This is a genomic window from Pseudomonas sp. GW823-FHT06E10 (assembly GCF_058794995.1).
The window spans coordinates 108677-126653 of sequence record NZ_JBXAHJ010000016.1 but is presented as its reverse complement, the minus strand read 5'-3'; the positions used below and the strand labels follow the sequence as shown (position 1 = coordinate 126653).

Here is a 17977-nt window from a genome sequence, read left to right as displayed (position 1 = left end):
ATGAGCTGGCTGGCGTTCGAATGATGTGTCGCAGTCGGCTGGAGTGCAGACATCTCGGGCACCATGGGTAAGGACTGTCTCGAGTACGATGAGCGCGCGCTTGCTGTCGACTGCAGGGGCCGGAGGAGGCGTTTTGAAACCATTCGCGCTCAGACCTGGCGCCTCGACGCTGAACATGTTCCTGCAAGGGGGCTTGCCACGCCGTGATGCTGTGCCGCAAACGTTAACGGAAAAAGCGGTCATCCCTGGCATTCCCAATGCTCGCTATTGGTTGGACCACGACCTGACTCTGTTCATTCAGGATGCAACTGAGGGCAACAAACGCGAGAGCGAGGCTCTCGCCAAGGCAGGGAAACCGAACAACATCCTGCCGCTGGCAAATATGCTGGCAGTTTCGGGAGGCGGTGACGCAGGCACATTCGCAGCAGGACTCATTACGGGGTGGACCACGCATGGGACTCGCCCCATGTTCAAGGTCGTCACGGGCATTAGCGCGGGCGCCCTGGTCGCCCCGTTCGCTTACCTGGGATCCGGGTACGACGAAGTCATTCGGTATATCGCCAACGCCATCGGTCCAAAAGACGTTTTTCATTCGCGAAACGTGCTGACCCGTCTTGCCAGCGACGGTATAGCGGACAGCAAACCACTGTCGCGGCTCATCACAAAGTACATCACCGCGGAAATTCTTGCGGCGATTGCATCGGAATACGCCAAAGGGCGAATCCTGCTGATCGGCACAACCGACCTTGACTCAGGGCGGCCAGTCACTTGGAACATGGGCACTATTGCCGCAAGCGAAGCACCGGGAGCGCTCGACCTCTTCCGCAACATCATGATCGCGTCGATGAGTATTCCCGGCGCCGTCTCACCCGTCATGATCGATGTAGACGTTGACGGCAAACAGTTTCAGGAAATGCACGTGGACGGTGGGGTAATCACTCAGGTGTTCCTTTACCCACCTGGCACAAAGATGGCGCTGAACAGAGCCACCGGAGCACCTTTGCGACTCGAACGGCATTTCTATGTCATTCGTAACGGGACACTGGAGCCGCAGTGGTCCGGGACGAAACGCCGTACATTGAGCATCGGCGGTCGAGCCATCAGTGCATTGATTCAAACTCAGGGGATCAGCGACCTGGAGCGAATTTACCGTATGGCGCAGCAGGATGGAGCGGATTTCAATCTTGCGTACATTGGCTCCGACTTTTACTTTCCGCGCAATAAGAAATTCGATGGCGAGTACATGAAGCGTTTATTCGATTACGCCTTTCAACTCAGCGCGAAGGGCTATCCGTGGCATAAATCACCGCCCTCGGAAAACTCTGAACTACGAAACACCCGCTGAACGATTGAGCCAATCTGTTGCGTCGACCGGTTGAATCCACTGCCAATGGCCAGAAACCAAAACTCCACCTGGCAGCGCGAATGCCCCTACCGCCGATCTATTCCTTATAGACCCCGACCTTCACATTACAGCCCGCCTTCGTGACCTTTGAATAACAAGGGAATCGACCGGCATTTTCTCAGGGGCCGAGTGGGATGCAAGGTGATTGACCATGGCTTGAAATACTCGTATAGCTCATGTCAGGCCACAGAGGTTTGTCCTATGATCACGATTGGCTTTGTTTTGCCGCACGGCTTCCAAATCATGGGATTGGCAGCAGTTTCCGCGTTCGAACTCGCTAACGGCACGGCGAATGAGCCGTTGTATGGCATCCGACTCCTCTCGGAGAGCGGTGGCGCTGTTCCCAACTCGTTTGGTGCCCCTGTTGAAACGAGTCCGCTGTCGAGCAGCAAGGTTGATACGCTGATCGTCACTGGCTCGATGCATCCGGCACCCTCTCCGTCTGACTTGATAACGCAACTGCGTAAGGCATCCGAGTCCACACGGCGCACTGCATCGGTCTGCACGGGGGCCTTTATACTTGGTGAAGCAGGATTGCTCGATGGTCGACGAGTCACCACGCACTGGTTTCATGCGCGCGATCTTCAGAAACAGTTTCCGAAAGCACATGTAGAGGACGATCGAATTTTCATCATCGACGGACCTATCTGGACCTCCGCCGGGATGAGCGCCAGCATAGACTTGGCGCTTGGCATGATCGAGAAGGATTTTGGCCCGGAACTGTCCCGTAGGGTTGCCCAAGACTTGGTCGTCTATCATCGACGTGCTGGCGGACAGTCTCAGCACTCGGCGCTGTTGGAGTTAGACGCCAAGTCCGATCGCATCCAACGTGCATTGGCACACGCCCGCCAGAACCTGCGCGCCCCACTTACAGTAGAAGAACTGGCAATGGCAGCCCATCTGAGCCCAAGGCAGTTCAGTCGAGCGTTTCGAGCCGAAACCGGACAATCGCCCGCCAAAGCAGTCCAACACCTTCGTTTAGAGGCAGCGAGGGTAATGGTAGAGCAAAGCCGTCATTCAATAGACGAAGTCGCCTCCGAAACCGGTTTTATCGATACAGAGCGAATGCGCCGAGCATTCTTGCGTGCATTCGGGCAGCCCCCGCAGGTTCTGCGACGCAATGCGCGATTGGCGGAAGTTTAGGAATGCTGATCACTATGGGATTGAATTAAATTTTGCGACCCGGACCAGTTAAGTCCGGGCCATGACTAGACGTATCTCCGTTAACCACGGTTACACAATTGATACATGTCCTATCGTTCAGACGGAGCGCGCTACCGCTCCTACTGCCGCCTCCACGCGACGAGCAAGTTCAAGGAGCTTTCGGTCGTCACCATTCTTGCCGTCTATTTCCAGACCGATAGGAAGTCCGTTGCTGGACATTCCCATCGGAATGCTAATGCCCGGCAACCCTGCGATGCTCCCAGCGACGGTATGCCTCGCGAGAGCCAGGTCGTCGACCTCCTGCCCTGCGATGGTGAACTTCGTCTGTTGCTCAATCGTTGGTGCAGGACAGGGTGTAGTTGGCATGATGAGCGCCTGAGCCCCACTGCTGGAAAATGCCATGTTAAATCGGCGCTGGATTTCCGGACGATCATGATCAAGCGCGGTTTGATATGTCTCATGGGAAATGAATCCAGCGCCACTCGGCAATACAAGATGGCCCCAAGCATCTTTCAAGCCAGGCTTCAATTCATTGTAGATATCTTCAAATGAGCTCGGTATCCGATTCTTGCGAAGGAAGCCTGCGACCGACTCCATCGTCTCATGGAAGAAAATACTCCACGTCGACCTTTCGGTCATGGCGAAAAAATCTTCACCAAGGTCTACTTCGACAACTTCCGCACCAGCGTCACACAGCCGACGAATCGTCTCTTTGAAGTGCTCCTCAACTTCATGATTGATACGCTCAAGATGTTGCCGGGGAGCATAGGCTAGCCGGATTCCTCTAAGACCCGTCCAGTCACCATGAACGGTAGATGTGGTCTTCGTGACGACCTGGTCGATCAGTGCGCAATCCTCGACGGTGCGCGCGAATACACCCGCTGTATCGAGCGTATGGGAGATGGGAGCAATCCCATCACCAGACCACCGCCCCGGGCTGGGCTTGAACCCCACTACACCACAGAACGACGCTGGCACGCGGATAGAACCCACGGTGTCACCGCCGAGAGCCGCGGGCACGATCTGAGCGCCTACCGATGCTCCCGCGCCACTCGAAGAGCCTCCGGTCACGTGTTCAGGATTGTGCGGATTTTTCGCCTGGCCGAAGTGGCTGTTATGTCCGGTCAAACCATATGACATTTCCACAAGATTGTTCTTGCCGAACACTATGCCCCCGGCATCCTTGATCGCTCTAACGACCTCTGCATCTCGAGCTGGCACAAAGTTCTCCAAACTGCGGATGCCGAGTGTTGTCCGTAAACCTTGCGTTAGATAACTGTCCTTGACCGCAACCGGAACGCCCAACAACGGGGCGGTAGAACCAGTAGCGCGAGCGGTATCACAGGCTCTCGCCGCGGCAAGTACTGCGGCTTCGTCGATCGTGATAAAGGCGCCCAGGTCAGAGAAAGTGTGAGCTCGCCGAAGTAGCGCCGCAGTATAGGATTCTGACGAAATGTCGCCTCTACGTATGGCGGCAGCCGCAGCAGCAACACCAAGTTCGCTGAACCTGTCAGGTGATATTCCAGTGTCATCGCCCTTAAGCATATAAACCTCACGGTAGGTTGGGTTGAGACGAGGGATGCTCCCGTCATGACTTGAATCTACCCACACCGCGCAAAGTCCGAAATGTCGAATATACCTCGTTTAGGGACATTGCCCGTCCGCCAATGGATCAGAGCGACCTAACGAAGATCCACATCGCGTTGAGATAAGGTCAACATCGTCGGCAGAAACTTGCGGCGGCTGAATTAAATGCAGGCACGGCTGTACACATAAAAAAACGCCCCCGCGTAAAGCGGAGGCGCATGACGATGAAGTGAATGGTTCACTCCTTGGTAGAGAACAGACCATTGGGCAGTTCCTTGCCGTTCTCGTTATAGGCCGCCTTGACGCTCAGGTACGACTCCATTTCATCAATGTAGCCGTCTGTGTTGGTGTCCTTCTTCGCGAATACGGCTTGCCCCTTCGGCTCAACCACGAGGAACTCGGCGCGCGAGATTCGCGCATCATCATCAGTATCGATCGCGTTGAAGATCGCATCACCGCACTGGCCTTCACCGCACTTCCCTTCGGTGGTCTTTGCCTGTGTCTTGGTCTCCGTGCCACCGCACTTACCTTCACCACACTTCCCTTCAGCTCCGGTGTGCGACGCGGCAAGCATGTAGCCTTGCGGCAATTGTTGTACGGCAAAAGCCGATCCACTCAGTACGATCCCGGCCAGCGCAACACTCATCAGACCCATACTCTTGTTACGGATGGTTTTATCAGACATTACATTTTCTCCAGGTGGGGTGCGGCGAAGCCGCTGGGTAGCACTGCGAAATGCAGTAGCAAGTCAAGATTTGGAAAGCGGCATGTGAACGGAGCCAGGTCTGCGGGAAAAAACCAGCAGGATCGCTGCGATGCCCGCCAACGTTCCTCCCACCCACGGCAACAATAGCGAAACCGTCACCCCCAACGTCAGGAGCACAAGTCCCCAAACGCTCGGACCAGCAGAGCTCTTACTTGCTGAGTCTCGGAGGACTTCGATGAGATGATCGAGGCTTAGTCGACCGGATCCGTTGAGGATGAGAGGCAAAAGCATCACCAGGTAGATCAACGGCAGCTTGTAGTTGCCGTAGCCATCGTTGCTGATTGCGTAGCCTTGCCACAGCTCGCTCAAGCTCGACCAATCTGACGGCCAGTGAATGGTGTAGGTGGCCACTATTGTCAGCACCCACAGTGACAATGCGACAAAACGGGTGCCCAAGCCGAGCAGCAAAGCGAAGCTGCCGACCAGTTCGAACCAGGTTGCCATGGTCCAATTCGTATTCGAGCTCAGCAAAGAGAAGGGCATCGGGAACTTGTCGCCAAGGTCGGCGAACCAGTTCGCCCCTTGCAGCTTCTCAAGTCCGGATTCGAAGAATTCCCATGCGAGCAAAATGCGGAGCCCAAAGGGCGCCAACCAAAGCCCGACAACATCTATACGGGATGTCAGCGACTGCTCGACTTGTTGGTTTCGGTTCGACATCTGGTTTTCCTCGGGCAACGTGTGCCCTATTTCGAAGGGCCGGTCGCGCCGATACCCACATTGTTGACGAGCACGGTGATGTAGGAATCGGTTTGAAGTACGCGCTCAACACGGGCCAGATCGTCAGCGCCAGTGAGATCAGCTGCGATAGTCTCAACTGAGCGGCTAGTGCACGTGGTAATCGCCCGCGCCAGTTCGCGAAGCTTTTCGACGCGGTGCGCAACCAGGATCAGATCGTAGCCAGCACGGGGAAGCCGGTCAGCGTAAACAGCGCCAATACCAGAAGATGCGCCAGTTGCCAGCGCAGTACCTTGGTGGATGCGGGTGTTCATGGCAGTTTCCTTTAACCGGCGGGGTACCGGGTTCAGGAACAAATCTACGCCAACAGGCTTTTGACCTAAATGACGCAGATACCTCCTTTTGCGCCGTCACGTTAGCGAAGCTCACGTCTTTGAGTCTGCCCGTTCGGGCTCGGAATGAAGCTCGCACCCGCAAGCTGAGCTATCCCGCGCCAGACGCTGGCGCGCTGGGTGATTCGGTGCGGTGAACAGCTACTGCCCCTGTTCAACCTCATTCGAGATGAGTTGCTGGATTAGAAGTAGCTTGTTTCTACGGACAAAAAAATTGTCGAACAGCAAGCGGCCTGACTGATCTGACCGGTTTCTGCCGGCTCTCACCGGCAGCTATTGGCTGAAGCGCACTTCCGCTACACGAGCTATGGCTCAAGCCTTTTTCTCCGATCGCCTTCTATCAAACTCGTCTCGAATGTCTGTCCAGTGCCGGGGCCTACGCCGAATCAAGAGTGCAATCTCGATTTCGGTTCCCCGCGAACAACATAGCCAACTCATTCGCGCCCATGAGCAGGGCTGTTGCTTGCATGGCAAATCATTCCGTCCTCCAGCGAGACGTCGGCGAAAGGCTCACCCTACTCCCTCGATCGGCGTGACACACATAAACAATTTTGTGCCATTATGCTTGGCGCACAATTTGATTTTTGTGCCATAACCACCACTGGCGTCACAGAGCCCAACCCCGGGCTGAACCTTCGTCAGTAGCCTTTCCCCAATGACATCACTCCCAAGGAGGCGTCATGAGCAGTGCATTGCTTGGTCCGATCAGTCAGATCGGTTATCTGGTCGAGAGCCTGGAACAAAGCATGGAACGCTGGCGACAGCATCTCGGTGTCGGGCCCTGGACGCTCTTTCGCAACGTCAGCCTCCAAGGCAAGTATCGAGGTGAGCCGGTCACTGTCACGATCGATGTCGGGCTTGCGTATCAAGGGGATATCCAGATCGAGCTGATCCAGGTGACCAACGATGCGAAGTCGCCCTATCGCGATGCTGAAGGTCAGCCAATCCGGGGGATGCACCATGTCGCCTGGGTCGTCGATGATTTCGACCAGACGCTGGCGCGATTGACCGCGACCGGTTTGCAGATGGTTTTTAAAGCCAGCAACCCGACGACCCGCGTGGCCTATCTGGAAAACCATTCGGAGCCTGGAGTGCTTTACGAAATCATCCATGGGATTGGAATGCGCGAGTTGATCCAGCAGGGCATTGAAGCCGCCAGGCACTGGGATGGCACGGATCCGGTTCACATTATTGATGTGGGGGCGTAAGGGACAGCATGTCGAAACGACTTGAAGGTAAAGCGGCATTGGTGCTGGGTGTGGCACCTGGCAACGTCGGCGAAGCCGTGGCTCGACGTTATGTCGAACAAGGGGCGCGCGTGCTGGTTTCAGGGCGCCGCGCCGATGCAGTGGCGGCGGTTGCACAGTCACTCGGGGTGCCTTGGCTGGCGTGCGATATCACCTCGCAGGCCGAGGTCGACGATCTGGTGGCGCAGAGCAAGCAGTGCCTGAACGGCCTGGACATCGGCGTCAATGCCACGGGCTGGGGGCTCTTGAAGCCGTTCCTGGAACACAGCCGCGAAGACCTGGAGAAAATGAACGCGGTGCAATTCACCGGCCCGTTCCAGTACTTTCAGGCACTGCTGCGTCATATGCCGACGGGGGGATCAATCATCCAGATCTCGTCGGTCACGGCCAGCATCATGTTCGACAACCACGCCGCGTACATGGGCACCAAGGCCGGCATCGACCACGTCATCCGTTGCATCGCTCACGAATTCGGTCAGCACGGGATCCGGGCCAACTCCATTGCCCCCGGTGGTGTTGCCGATGCGCCGATGTCGGGTGGCGGGCTGCTGAACCCGTCTATCGCTGCCCTCTATCACCGCGAAATCCCCCTCGGGCGCAGTGGTGTTTCCGCCGACGTGGCCGATGCGGCACTCTGGCTGGCCAGCAACGAGTCCAGCTTCGTGACCGGTCAGGTCATTCATGTCAGCGGCGGACAGACGCTTCGGCGCAATCCCTCTATTTCCGAGATCTATGCGGCGGCCACTGCACCCGCAGGCCCGGCCCGGCACCTCTGATAAACAGCACGGCCGGCATTGCCGGCCGTGCGACGGTTCAGGGCTTGATGATGACTTTGGCCGACCGCTGTGGGTCAGCCGCCGTTTTATAAGCCTGCGTAACGTCATCGAGCGAGAAACGGTGGCTGATCATGGACTCCGGATCGAATGCGCCGGATGCCAGCAGTTCCAGTGCCTGCGCGAACTCCGTGGGATAACACAGGGTGCCGATCAGTTCGAGTTCCTTGACCTGCAGGATCGAGAAGTCAAAAGCCTGCGGTTGCTTGTAGACACTTGCCACGGTGATGCGGGCGGCATCCCGGGCCCTAGCGATGGCCTCGTGCAGCACGCCGCTCACCCCTGAACACTCAAAGATCACCTGGGTCGCGGGCGCTTGCGTCCCCAGGAAAGTCGGCACGCTGCCATGGGCCCGTGCGAGTTCGCTCCACAGGTCGTCTCGTGTCGGATCGAGCGTCAGATTCGCCCCCAGCCCGGCAGCAATCTCCAGGCGCCCGGCAGACAGGTCAGCCACAGCGATCTGGCTGATGCCCCGGGCCTTCAGGCACGCGACGATTCCCAGGCCAATGGCCCCGGCGCCAAGGACCAGCACGGACTCACCGGCCGTCACCCGTGAGCGATTGACCGCGTGCAAGGCCACCGCCAGCGGTTCGACGAGGGCGGCCACCTCCAGGGGAAGGTTCGCGGGCAGTTGATGCAGAATCGGGCCGCTGTTTACGTTGCGCACCCGGACCAGGTTCGCCAGCGCCCCCTCATCGCTGCCCACGCCGATCATCGCGCCGTTGGCCATGGGATTGACCACGACCCGCATGCCGGGCCGGTAGTGGACGACCGCCGTGCCCACCTCGCGGATGACCCCGGAGAACTCATGCCCCAATGGCATCGGTGCCCCATCGCGGCGAATGCCCCCGCTCTCATAGAAGCCCAGGTCACTCCCGCAAACACCGCACGCGGCGACTTCGACCAGCACATCTGTCTCACCCGGGGATGGTAAAGGGACTTCGTCCACCCGCAGGTCTCGAGGGCCGTGGAGTCGTACCTGTTTCATCACATGGTTCATTGTTGAGTCCTGTTGGTGGCTGACGCCGATTCGGCGGCGATGTGATCGGCGGCGATGAAGGCGAAGGTCATCGCCGGGCCAATGGTCGAACCGGGGCCGGGATAGGTCTTGCCCATCAGCGCAGCCGAGGTGTTGCCCACCGCATAGCAGCCGGCAATGGCCGAGCCGTCCGGGCGCAGCACGCGCGCGCAGGCGTCGGTGCGCAGTCCGCCTTTGGTACCCAGCTCGCCCGGATCGATGCGCAAGGCATAGAACGGCGCGCGATCGATCGGGCCAAGGCAGGGGTTGGGTTTGCAGGTGGTGTCACCGTAGTAGCGGTCGAACAGGTTGCCACCCTTGCCGAACTGCGGATCAACGCCAGCGGCGGCGTATTGGTTCATCTGCACGAGGGTGGCTTCGAGCCCGGCGACGTCGACGCCGATCTTGGTTGCCAGCTCGGCCGGTGTTTCGGCGCGGTAGATCACATTGTCGAGCCAGCCGGCGGGGATCTTGCTGTCCGGCTGCACACTGCCCGGCAGCAACACACCGCAGGGATAGCGCTTGCGGTACTCGGCATCGAATACCAGCCAGGCCGGTGCATTGGCCTGGGTGCGTTGATGGTCGGCATACATCGCATAGATGATGTCCGTGTAGGGCGCGGCTTCATTGACGAAGCGCTGGCCCAGTCGATTGACCATCACGCAACGGGGCGCCGCACGCTCAACGAACAGGGCGCGCTGGCTCGACTCCCCTGGCACCTTCACTGTCGGAGCGCCCCAGGTGTGTTCCATCAGCGCCACCGCACCGCCGGCCTCCTGCCCGGCGCGAATGCCGTCGCCATGGTTGATCGGCGGCGCCGCCGTCCATTGGGCCTGTGTGGGCCGGGGCAGATACAGTTCGCGCATCGCCTGGTTCGACTCGAAACCGCCGCAGGCAAGCACCACACCGTGCCGCGCCCGCAGGCGTTGAATGCGACCCTCGCGCAGCACATCGATGCCAACCACCCGGCCCTCATCCAGTTGCAATGATTGCATCGAGGTTTGCAGCCACAAGGGAATGCCCCGCTCGGCCAAGGCTGCGCGCAGGCTCGCCACCAAGGCGTTACCTAGGGTCAGGCGGCGATCTCGCCGGCTGCGGCGACGCCAGCGAAAATCACTCAGGTAGCGCAACGCCAGCCCGGCGGTCAGCAGCAACCAGCCGCGCTCCTTGGCAAGGATGGTGTGGGCCTCGACCTGGGTCATGGCGATACGCCCGCCAATCAGGGTCGCCGGCGAAGCTGCCCGCAACAGCTCGAAGTGTTCACCCAGGCGTGCCCCGTCGAACGGGGCCGGCTCCATGGTGCGGTAGCCGGGCTTGCCACCTTTACGGTCCGGGTAGTAGTCGGGGTAGCGCGGCACCGCGCGAAAATTCGTGCGCGCCTGACGTGCCAGGTACTCAACCATTTTCGGACCATTGTCGAGATAGGCGTCGATGCGCTGCTGATCAAAATCTTCGCCAACCACCTCGCGCAGATAGCTGATCGCTTCGTCGTATGAATCGCTGCCCCCCAGTGCGGCAATCTGGTCGTTACACGGAATCCAGATCCCTCCCCCGGATACCGCCGTGGTACCGCCATAGACATCGCTCTTTTCAATCGCGAGTACCGACAAGCCGTTGTCGTGCGCTCGCAGTGCTGCAGTCAAGGCGCCGGCGCCCGAACCGACAATCACCACATCAAACTCATCGTCCCGGTTCGAGTCCTGCTGATTACTGGTCATGGCTATGCCTCCTTTTAAATGGCCGACCCTATGTCACACTTATTATTATCTGTGCCAGAGATTGGCACGAAATGGCTTTTTGTGCCATGCCATGTGAAAATCGGGCTCAATTGCTTTTCCCAAGGGCCGGGCACGAATGCCCGCCCCGCCCCCCGAGCGTGTGAAGGTGCAAATGAGTCGACAATTACGCTGGGGTGATGCCAGCAGGATGGAAAACGCCAGTGATGGCCGGTCGCTGATCCTGCGTGCCGCCCTCGATGCGATGATTGCCGAGGGCGCCGAAGGTTTCTCGATCGATGACGTGGCCCGCGGTGCCAACATCTCGCGACGCACCCTGTACCGGTATTTTGGTTCCAAGAAGGAGCTGATTCAGGCTGTCGTCAGTGCAGAGAACGCTGCCTTTTTTGAGGAAATGCAACGCTCCCTGAATGAGTTCGAAGATGACTTCGAGGCCTATCTCACAGAGTGCGTGTGTTTCTCCGTACGCTACCTGGATCGTCATAACGGCGGCTTCCACCACAGCTATCTGACGAAGAACTCAACCTTGGAGGTGTTCACCTACATCCTCGAAAACATCGCACCGATGTGGCGTGATTTGCTGGAAGAGCCCTATCGTCGTTATGTCGAACGCAACAACAGGTCTGTCGCGTCGCTTGAGAACATCATCGCGCTGATCAGTCGAATCGGGCTCGCGTACTGTCTTGTTCCTGCCGATGAACATGCAATTCGTGAGCAACTGGCAATGCTTCAGCCGACACTTGTTTGCAGGACTCTTGAGTAAGAGATTAATCCGGTTTTCTGGCCGAAAATTCAGCGAGTCCTGATTGTCTCGATGAAAAAATTCGTGACAGGCAACTATCAGCTGTCACTCAAACACCGTCACCCTCACCCACTGCCCTATCGATTAACTTAGTCTAAAGAGTTCGCCGATCCGCCTTAGCCGGCGCCGATACTTCTTCCAAAGGCCCACGAATTTTTCAGTAACCGGAGTCACCTACATGGACGTCATCAATCAGTTGCAGCCCGAAGAGTGTGCAGGAATGGAGGATATTCGACGTGAAATCGATGCCCTTGATCAGGTTGTTATCAAACTGTTGGGCAAGCGTTTTCACTACGTACTGGCTGCCTCGAAGTACAAGACCTCAGTGACTTCGGTGCGTGCTCCGGAGCGTTTCAAGGCCATGTTGGCGACAAGACGCGAGTGGGCCGAGGCTGAGGGACTGAGCCCGGATGCAATCGAGAGGATGTACAGTGACCTGGTGAACCACTTCATTGCAGAAGAGATGAAACACTGGGCGGCTCATCAATCCAACACCGGACTCTAGTGTCCGGACTGTCCGCCATGGGGTGACAGGACTGGGATACCTTGTTGACCCGGTTACTCACCGCTCAGGGAGAGCACCATGTCTGTAGAAATCCAACTTTCTGAAAATGCTACTGAAGCAGAGCGGCTGGGAATTTTGACCCCGTTGCTGGCCCATAACCAGGTCAACGGTGGAGACGACGCACATGAAACATTTGCTCTGTTGCTACGAGACCCAGACAGTAACGAAGTCATTGGCGGATTGTACGGCAAGGTCTCTTATCGATGGCTGCTCATCGATCTTGTCAGCGTTCCCGAGTCGATGCGTGGCCAGGGTATCGGAGAACGGCTAATGCGCATGGCTGAAGAAGTCGCGCAGAAAAAGCACTGTATTGGTATCTGGCTGGAGACTTTCAGCTTTCAGGCACCCGGGTTTTATCGAAAACTTGGTTACTCCGAATTCGGCCGCCTGGCAGATTATCCACCGGGACATACCCGGTTCTATTACCAGAAGTCGTTGTGCTGATCGCGATTTGGATCTTGGGCCGATAGCTGCGCCTTGTAGCAGGCAGCAATCGGCCAAAAGCAGACGGTCAGACCCAATACGTCTTAACCGTAAACTGCCGTTGCACCTGACCATCGCAGGATTGACATGGTTGCCTAAGTCAATAATATAATTGCCAAAAGCAACTATATGGGGTTTTCATGACCGCAACCATCATGGAGCGCGCTGACACAGTCCGCCGCTTTAACCGTTTCTACACCCGGCAGATCGGCGCCCTGCAAGAGCACCTGCTGCAAGCCGAGTTTTCCTTGACCGAGGCACGCATCCTTTATGAATTGGGCGCCAGTGCTGGCCTGAAGAGTTCAGACCTCTGCCATATGCTCGGCCTGGATGCTGGCTACCTCAGCCGCGTCATCGGCGGATTCGAGAAAAAAGGATTGATCAGCAGGACTCGCTCGGCAACCGATGCCCGAGCATCTCAAATCCAGCTCACCGATCCAGGTCGTACCGTGCTGGCCTCGCTGGAGCAAGCCGCTCGTGAAGAAGTCGTGGTGATGCTGCAAGGCTTGCCTGAGCCACAGCAAGAGCAATTGATCCAAGCCATGAGACGGATACAGACGCAATTGGGCGACAGGGATCCCTCCTACCTTCTGCGCGATCCACGAGCGGGTGACATGGGCATTGTCGTTCAGCAGCAAGCTCAACTCTATGCCCGCGAATACGGTTGGAATACGGAGTTCGAAGCGCTGGTGGCGGAAATCGTCGCCAAATACCTTCGTGAGTTCGATCAGTCTTGCGAACGGTGCTGGATCGCGGAAAAAGATGGCATGGTCATCGGTTCGGTCTTTGTCGTCAGACATGATGAGACGACCGCCAAGCTACGGATGCTGTATGTGGATGCGAGTGCCAGAGGCATGGGAATCGGCAATCGGTTGCTGGAAGAGAGTCTCCGATTTGCACGCCATGTGGGCTACAAGAGCATGATCCTCTGGACAACCAGCGTGCTTTCCGATGCCCGAAAGCTATACCAGAAAGCAGGTTTTCAACTGGTCGAAGAAGAACAGGTACACAGCTTCGGAAAAGACCTCGTCAGCCAGACCTGGGCTCGGGACTTGTAGTGGCGTTGACGACACTGAAAGTGTTGGTGTTGCCCACCGTCCGCAATGGGTCGAAACCACACCTCTTTCTACCTGTAATTTTTTCGTTGGCTGTGGTTTGACCAACTCCGCATTCCTGATGGCAACGAGGAGGCTCGCTAGCTGTCGCTCGAGCCTCCAGCTGAAGCGACCGACCGACGGGTTCAACGATCGAGCTTAGTAATTTTTGAACCCTGCAGTCCCAGCCCGGCCATTAAGCCCTTTTGATCAAAGATGAACGCATAAACATCAGACTGAGCCGTTGAAGTAGTCAGCGACTTAGCCATGCCTGAATCTACGACCACAATGCTTGGGCCCACGCCGACCTCAAAGCCATTAACATTTTTCAGATCGTTCATCGCTGAATAGGTCATGAAGAACATCACGTAACCAAACTTCTGCGCGCCCGCCTGAAGACCGTATGATGCTGCAGTGGTCGAGTAGTATCCCGTGACTTTGCCGTTCTCGATCAATTCGCCTTCGCCATGCTGTGCACCGACGATGAGACCCGCTTTCAGCACATCCGGGAAAACGAGGATACCCTTGGCTTTCTGCGCTAAGACACGCGCTTCCGGCGTACTGATATATAAACTCTTTAACGCCGCTTTTGCCTCCTGATCCATCTGAGCGTTCGCAGCCTTCGCACCAGAGGCGGAAGTCGATTGATCCGTTTGGCACCCCGCAACGATCGCGAAGATAGAAACCAATGCCATTATTTGAAGGTGTTTGATCATGAGGAATACTCTTTTTCTACCCCCCGCCACTGATGAACCTGCGTGACGACAGCCGTTGCTGGTTAACGTCTAACAGGTCCGACCTTTATTGCGTCGTGCTCACAAACAACTGGACTTTAGCCCTGCTAAGCGTTTGGTCAAATACGATGCGATGAACGCTTCGGATCGGCCCAGCAAAACCAAAATAGATCGCAGTGGTTTTAGACAGCTTCCACCCGCTCTCCGGCGTCGTGCCAACGGAACACAATCCACCTATCGCAGTAGTGATGCGCTAGTACATCACTGGTAATCTTCGCGCCACGTTCGCCAAACATTAAGGGATGGGGGCGAAAATAGAAGCCCCGGAGCCGCGAACCTTCGGGGCTTTGCTTTTTCTGCCTGGTGCTACGCTCACCTCATAACCGAGGATCCGCGATGCCTAATTTTGACCTGCTCCCCTCCCTGCTTCTCAAAATCAACGAAAACCAACTCGCCCTCGAAGCCGCCATCCTGGAACTATCCAACTGGGTTGAGCAGCGTGGGTCAGCTGAGGTCGCCGACAACGTACGCGACGCCTTGGAGGCGATCGACCGGTTGAATCCACAGCCAGAAGCGGACAGTGAGCCTAAGACGATTGCGCGGTTTCATGACGAAACTCGCTGAACCTCGCCGCGTTTGGCTCAAGCGGAAGAGCCAGACTATTGGCAATATACGATACCGTTCGATAGAAGCCCGCCAGCATGAGCACTTCAAGAATCTGATTGTCATCGAGGTACTTTCGGGCGGCCTGAAATTCCGCTTCGGTCAATGTAGCGCGATCGTGCAGGGCATCGATCGTAGCCAGCAGCACCGCTTCTTCTTCCTTCCAGTATTCCGCCCGGAGTGGATGGTCCAGCGTGTGGCCGATATCGTCTCTGGTCAGTCCGGCGCTCTCAGCGAAAGCCATAACGTGCACACCCCACTCATATTCGCATCCAGTACGCGCGCAGACCCTGTTGATGATCAGTTCCCGTTGACGAAGCGTCAGCAGGTTTCCATCCAGCAATGAACCGCCCCTGAACTTGCGCCACGCCCTCTCGCTGCTGGCGATGGTCGTGAACAACAACAGTGGTGGGACACCCTCCCCCATTATTTTGTCGAACGTTGCCTGGAGTTCTTCTGTGTAGGGTTTGCTGAGTGCTTGAATTCGAGCCACGGTGTACCCTCCGCTATCAAATATGTAGCACCAGTATTCGCTACACAATAAGTAGCACACAAGGGCCATAATTATGAGTGATGAGCAAAACTTGGATTCACGAATGCTAGACGGGCGTCGTCCGATCATGGCGCTCCTGGATGTGCTCGGACAAAAATGGGCCTTGCGGATTATCTGGGAGCTTCAGCACGGTTCACTGAGTTCCCGTGCATTGAGAAGCGCGTGTGGCGATATCTCGCCCACCGTTTTGCAAAGCAGAGTCAATGAGCTCCGAGAGGCGGGCTTCATCGAGTCAAACGATGGCGGTTATGGACTAACACCACTGGGTAAGGAGCTATCGGACTCGTTCTTACCTCTCTACAGGTTCGCCAATAAATGGGCCAATTCGTAGAGTAAAAATAGCGTTTGATTCTCGGCGAAATGTCCCCTTTGGGTCGGATAGCGACGGTCTAGCATCGACCGTCACTATGGATGATCAGACCTCCGTTTGTTCTGCCATTTCCAGGGCATCATCGACCTCGATTCCCAGGTATCTGACAGTGCTTTCAAGCTTCGTATGACCAAGCAGGAGTTGGACAGCTCTCAGGTTCTTCGTCCTGCGATAGATTAACGATGCCTTGGTTCTCCGTAGCGTGTGGGTACCGTACATGGTTGGATCAAGACCAATGGCTGTCACCCACGCTTTGACTATTCGAGCGTATTGCCTGGTGGAAAGATGGTCTGAGGCGTGCAAGCGGCTCAAGAACAAGAAGTCCTCACTGCGGAGATGGGCCCGATGCATCCAAGCCTCCAGAACCGTTCGGGTTTGCTCAGTGATTTCAAATTGCACTGGGTGCTGAGTTTTCTGCTGCATCACGATGGCTCATGACGACACATGCTCCCCATGGGCGATGTCTCGGACTCGCAACTTGGTTAAGTCACAGGCACGCAGCTTGCTATCGATGGCCAAGTTGAAGAGCGCCAAATCACGCGTCTTCTCAGCAAGCTGAAGTCTGACCCGGATGGCCCAGATATCTCTGACTCGAAGCGGGGCTTTCTGCCCGACAAGCTTTCCCTTGTTCCAAGGCTGATGGCTGTATCTAGCAATAGTGTTCATGGCTCGTCCTCCAGGTTGAGGGAGGACAAGGGTGGGTCAGTCACAATGGCTGATGGTCGCTATCCTACCCATAGGTGCCCTTGGCGGAGGGCTGCTAACGCTACACCGGAAACGAAAAAGCCCGCTGTTTAGCGGGCTTTTCGTTTCCGGCGGTGATTACCAGTTCATTGCATACATCTCCGGTCTTGAGTGGGGGTCACTTCAAATGAACTTTCAGCTCTTCGGAAGCCTGCAGCATTGCAGAGCGTACCGCCGGAACCTGGCTGACCACGTTCAGCAAGCCGTAGTCATGGATCATGCCGTTGTAGCGCACCGCAGTGACCGGCACGCCAGCTTGGTCCAGTTTGCGAGCGTAGGCTTCCCCTTCGTCACGCAGCACATCGGCACTCGCGGTCTGGACCAGCGCTGGCGGCAGGCCTTTCAACTGCTCAGTGGTAGCGCGCAGCGGCGAGGCGTAGATCTCGGCACATTGCTTGGGGTCGGTGGTGTAGTTGTCCCAGAACCACTTCATCATGTTCTTGGTGAGGAAGTGCCCCTCGGCGTACTGGTTGTACGACGCTGTCTCGAAGTTGGCGTCGGTCACTGGCCACAGCAGCACCTGGTACTTAATGGCCGGGGTACCTTTATCCTTGGCCATCAGGCTGACCACGGCTGCCATGTTGCCGCCGACGCTGTTGCCCGCTACCGCCAGGCGCTTACCGTCGACATTGATTTCCTTGCCGTGCTCGGCCACCCATTTGGTTGCCCCGTAGGCCTGGTTGATCGCCGTCGGGTAGTGCGCTTCAGGGGACGGGGTGTAATTGACGAACACCGCCGCCGCCCCGGACCCGACGACCAGATCGCGCACCAGGCGCTCATGGGTCGGGAAGTCGCCGAGCACCCAGCCACCGCCGTGGAAGTACATGAACACAGGCAAGGTCCCCTTCACACCCGCCGGACGCACGATGGTCAAGCTGATGTCCTGGCCGTCGACGGTGATGGTCTTCTCGCTGACATCCGCCTTGGGCAGTGTCAGTTTTACCCCGGCCTGAGCGCCGGTCAGTACCGCACGGGCGTCCTTCGGCGAAAGCTGCTCGATGGGTTTACCACTGCCTGAGTTCAATGCATCGAGGAATGCCTGGGTGTTGTGTTCGACGCCAGAGTCAGCGAATGCGTTACCGATCGACAAGGCAAGGAGCGAGCCGACGAGTGTTTTGGTCAAAACGTTCATTTCATATCTCCTGT

General features: G+C 57.0%; 17 protein-coding genes and 4 pseudogenes. 11 read left to right on the top strand and 10 right to left on the bottom strand.

Going from position 1 to position 17977, the window contains the following annotated elements:
• Window positions 1-88: 88 nt before the first annotated feature.
• The 3 genes and pseudogenes from AC1Q6Y_RS23370 to AC1Q6Y_RS23360 all read left to right on the top strand — a co-directional run.
• A pseudogene (locus AC1Q6Y_RS23370) lies at window positions 89-925 on the top strand (patatin-like phospholipase family protein); the annotation flags it as partial.
• Window positions 926-1247: 322 nt separating this feature from the next.
• Window positions 1248-1379: pseudogene (locus AC1Q6Y_RS23365) on the top strand (IS30 family transposase); the annotation flags it as partial.
• 227 nt (window positions 1380-1606) lie between these two features.
• Window positions 1607-2548, top strand: coding sequence for a GlxA family transcriptional regulator (locus tag AC1Q6Y_RS23360; protein ID WP_057715310.1), 942 nt, complete (start codon window positions 1607-1609; stop codon window positions 2546-2548).
• Between the two features lie 117 nt (window positions 2549-2665).
• Here the strand turns inward: AC1Q6Y_RS23360 and AC1Q6Y_RS23355 are convergent, their stop codons facing one another.
• From AC1Q6Y_RS23355 to AC1Q6Y_RS23340, 4 genes and pseudogenes are all read right to left on the bottom strand, one after another.
• The gene (locus AC1Q6Y_RS23355) at window positions 2666-4114 is read right to left on the bottom strand and encodes an amidase family protein (protein WP_057715311.1); all 1449 of its coding nucleotides are present in this window, start codon (window positions 4112-4114) and stop codon (window positions 2666-2668) included.
• 280 nt (window positions 4115-4394) lie between these two features.
• A complete protein-coding gene (locus AC1Q6Y_RS23350) occupies window positions 4395-4841 on the bottom strand; it encodes an HvfA family oxazolone/thioamide-modified RiPP metallophore (protein ID WP_492625241.1) in 447 nt (148 codons plus the stop codon).
• Window positions 4842-5096: 255 nt separating this feature from the next.
• Window positions 5097-5579: pseudogene (locus AC1Q6Y_RS23345) on the bottom strand (HvfX family Cu-binding RiPP maturation protein); the annotation flags it as partial.
• A 26-nt stretch (window positions 5580-5605) separates the two neighbouring features.
• The gene (locus tag AC1Q6Y_RS23340) at window positions 5606-5911 is read right to left on the bottom strand and encodes an SDR family NAD(P)-dependent oxidoreductase (RefSeq protein WP_429521988.1); all 306 of its coding nucleotides are present in this window, start codon (window positions 5909-5911) and stop codon (window positions 5606-5608) included.
• A 758-nt stretch (window positions 5912-6669) separates the two neighbouring features.
• Here AC1Q6Y_RS23340 and AC1Q6Y_RS23335 point away from each other — a divergent pair.
• A complete protein-coding gene (locus tag AC1Q6Y_RS23335; protein ID WP_492625240.1) occupies window positions 6670-7197 on the top strand; it encodes a VOC family protein in 528 nt (175 codons plus the stop codon).
• Between the two features lie 8 nt (window positions 7198-7205).
• Window positions 7206-8012: an SDR family oxidoreductase gene (locus tag AC1Q6Y_RS23330; protein ID WP_090454869.1), complete on the top strand. Its 807-nt coding sequence runs from the start codon at window positions 7206-7208 to the stop codon at window positions 8010-8012.
• 37 nt (window positions 8013-8049) lie between these two features.
• Here AC1Q6Y_RS23330 and AC1Q6Y_RS23325 read toward each other — a convergent pair whose 3' ends face one another.
• Window positions 8050-9069, bottom strand: a complete 1020-nt coding sequence (locus AC1Q6Y_RS23325) for a zinc-dependent alcohol dehydrogenase (protein WP_492625239.1) — start codon at window positions 9067-9069, stop codon at window positions 8050-8052.
• Window positions 9066-10805, bottom strand: coding sequence for an FAD-binding protein (locus AC1Q6Y_RS23320; RefSeq protein WP_492625238.1), 1740 nt, complete (start codon window positions 10803-10805; stop codon window positions 9066-9068). Before AC1Q6Y_RS23320 ends, AC1Q6Y_RS23325 begins: the two co-directional genes overlap by 4 nt.
• Window positions 10806-10977: 172 nt before the next feature.
• On the opposite strand from AC1Q6Y_RS23320, the gene AC1Q6Y_RS23315 reads away from it, so the two are divergent.
• The 4 genes from AC1Q6Y_RS23315 (at window position 10978) to AC1Q6Y_RS23300 (ending at window position 13731) form a co-directional block, all read left to right on the top strand.
• Complete coding sequence (locus tag AC1Q6Y_RS23315) at window positions 10978-11586, top strand: TetR/AcrR family transcriptional regulator (protein WP_492625237.1); 609 nt, start codon at window positions 10978-10980, stop codon at window positions 11584-11586.
• A 217-nt stretch (window positions 11587-11803) separates the two neighbouring features.
• Window positions 11804-12130, top strand: a complete 327-nt coding sequence (locus tag AC1Q6Y_RS23310) for an isochorismate lyase (RefSeq protein ID WP_090454865.1) — start codon at window positions 11804-11806, stop codon at window positions 12128-12130.
• A 78-nt stretch (window positions 12131-12208) separates the two neighbouring features.
• Window positions 12209-12634 carry a GNAT family N-acetyltransferase gene (locus tag AC1Q6Y_RS23305; protein WP_057715321.1) on the top strand — a complete coding sequence of 142 codons (426 nt, stop codon included), beginning with the start codon at window positions 12209-12211 and terminating at the stop codon, window positions 12632-12634.
• 179 nt (window positions 12635-12813) lie between these two features.
• The gene (locus AC1Q6Y_RS23300; protein ID WP_057715322.1) at window positions 12814-13731 is read left to right on the top strand and encodes a bifunctional helix-turn-helix transcriptional regulator/GNAT family N-acetyltransferase; all 918 of its coding nucleotides are present in this window, start codon (window positions 12814-12816) and stop codon (window positions 13729-13731) included.
• Between the two features lie 182 nt (window positions 13732-13913).
• On the opposite strand, the gene AC1Q6Y_RS23295 is transcribed toward AC1Q6Y_RS23300, so the two are convergent.
• On the bottom strand, window positions 13914-14483 hold the full coding sequence (locus AC1Q6Y_RS23295) for a lipid-binding SYLF domain-containing protein (protein ID WP_057715323.1): 570 nt from the start codon (window positions 14481-14483) through the stop codon (window positions 13914-13916).
• A gap of 414 nt (window positions 14484-14897) precedes the next feature.
• On the opposite strand from AC1Q6Y_RS23295, the gene AC1Q6Y_RS23290 reads away from it, so the two are divergent.
• Complete coding sequence (locus tag AC1Q6Y_RS23290) at window positions 14898-15125, top strand: hypothetical protein (RefSeq protein ID WP_057715324.1); 228 nt, start codon at window positions 14898-14900, stop codon at window positions 15123-15125.
• On the opposite strand, the gene AC1Q6Y_RS23285 is transcribed toward AC1Q6Y_RS23290, so the two are convergent.
• On the bottom strand, window positions 15088-15657 hold the full coding sequence (locus tag AC1Q6Y_RS23285) for a carboxymuconolactone decarboxylase family protein (protein WP_057716630.1): 570 nt from the start codon (window positions 15655-15657) through the stop codon (window positions 15088-15090). The genes AC1Q6Y_RS23290 and AC1Q6Y_RS23285 overlap by 38 nt on opposite strands.
• 73 nt (window positions 15658-15730) lie before the next feature.
• Between AC1Q6Y_RS23285 and AC1Q6Y_RS23280 the strand changes: the two genes are divergently transcribed.
• Complete coding sequence (locus tag AC1Q6Y_RS23280; RefSeq protein WP_057715325.1) at window positions 15731-16048, top strand: winged helix-turn-helix transcriptional regulator; 318 nt, start codon at window positions 15731-15733, stop codon at window positions 16046-16048.
• Between the two features lie 84 nt (window positions 16049-16132).
• Here the strand turns inward: AC1Q6Y_RS23280 and AC1Q6Y_RS23275 are convergent.
• Both AC1Q6Y_RS23275 and AC1Q6Y_RS23270 read right to left on the bottom strand, forming a co-directional pair.
• Window positions 16133-16753 (bottom strand): annotated as a pseudogene (locus AC1Q6Y_RS23275) (tyrosine-type recombinase/integrase).
• Between the two features lie 196 nt (window positions 16754-16949).
• Complete coding sequence (locus AC1Q6Y_RS23270) at window positions 16950-17963, bottom strand: alpha/beta hydrolase (protein WP_057715326.1); 1014 nt, start codon at window positions 17961-17963, stop codon at window positions 16950-16952.
• Window positions 17964-17977: the final 14 nt, after the last annotated feature.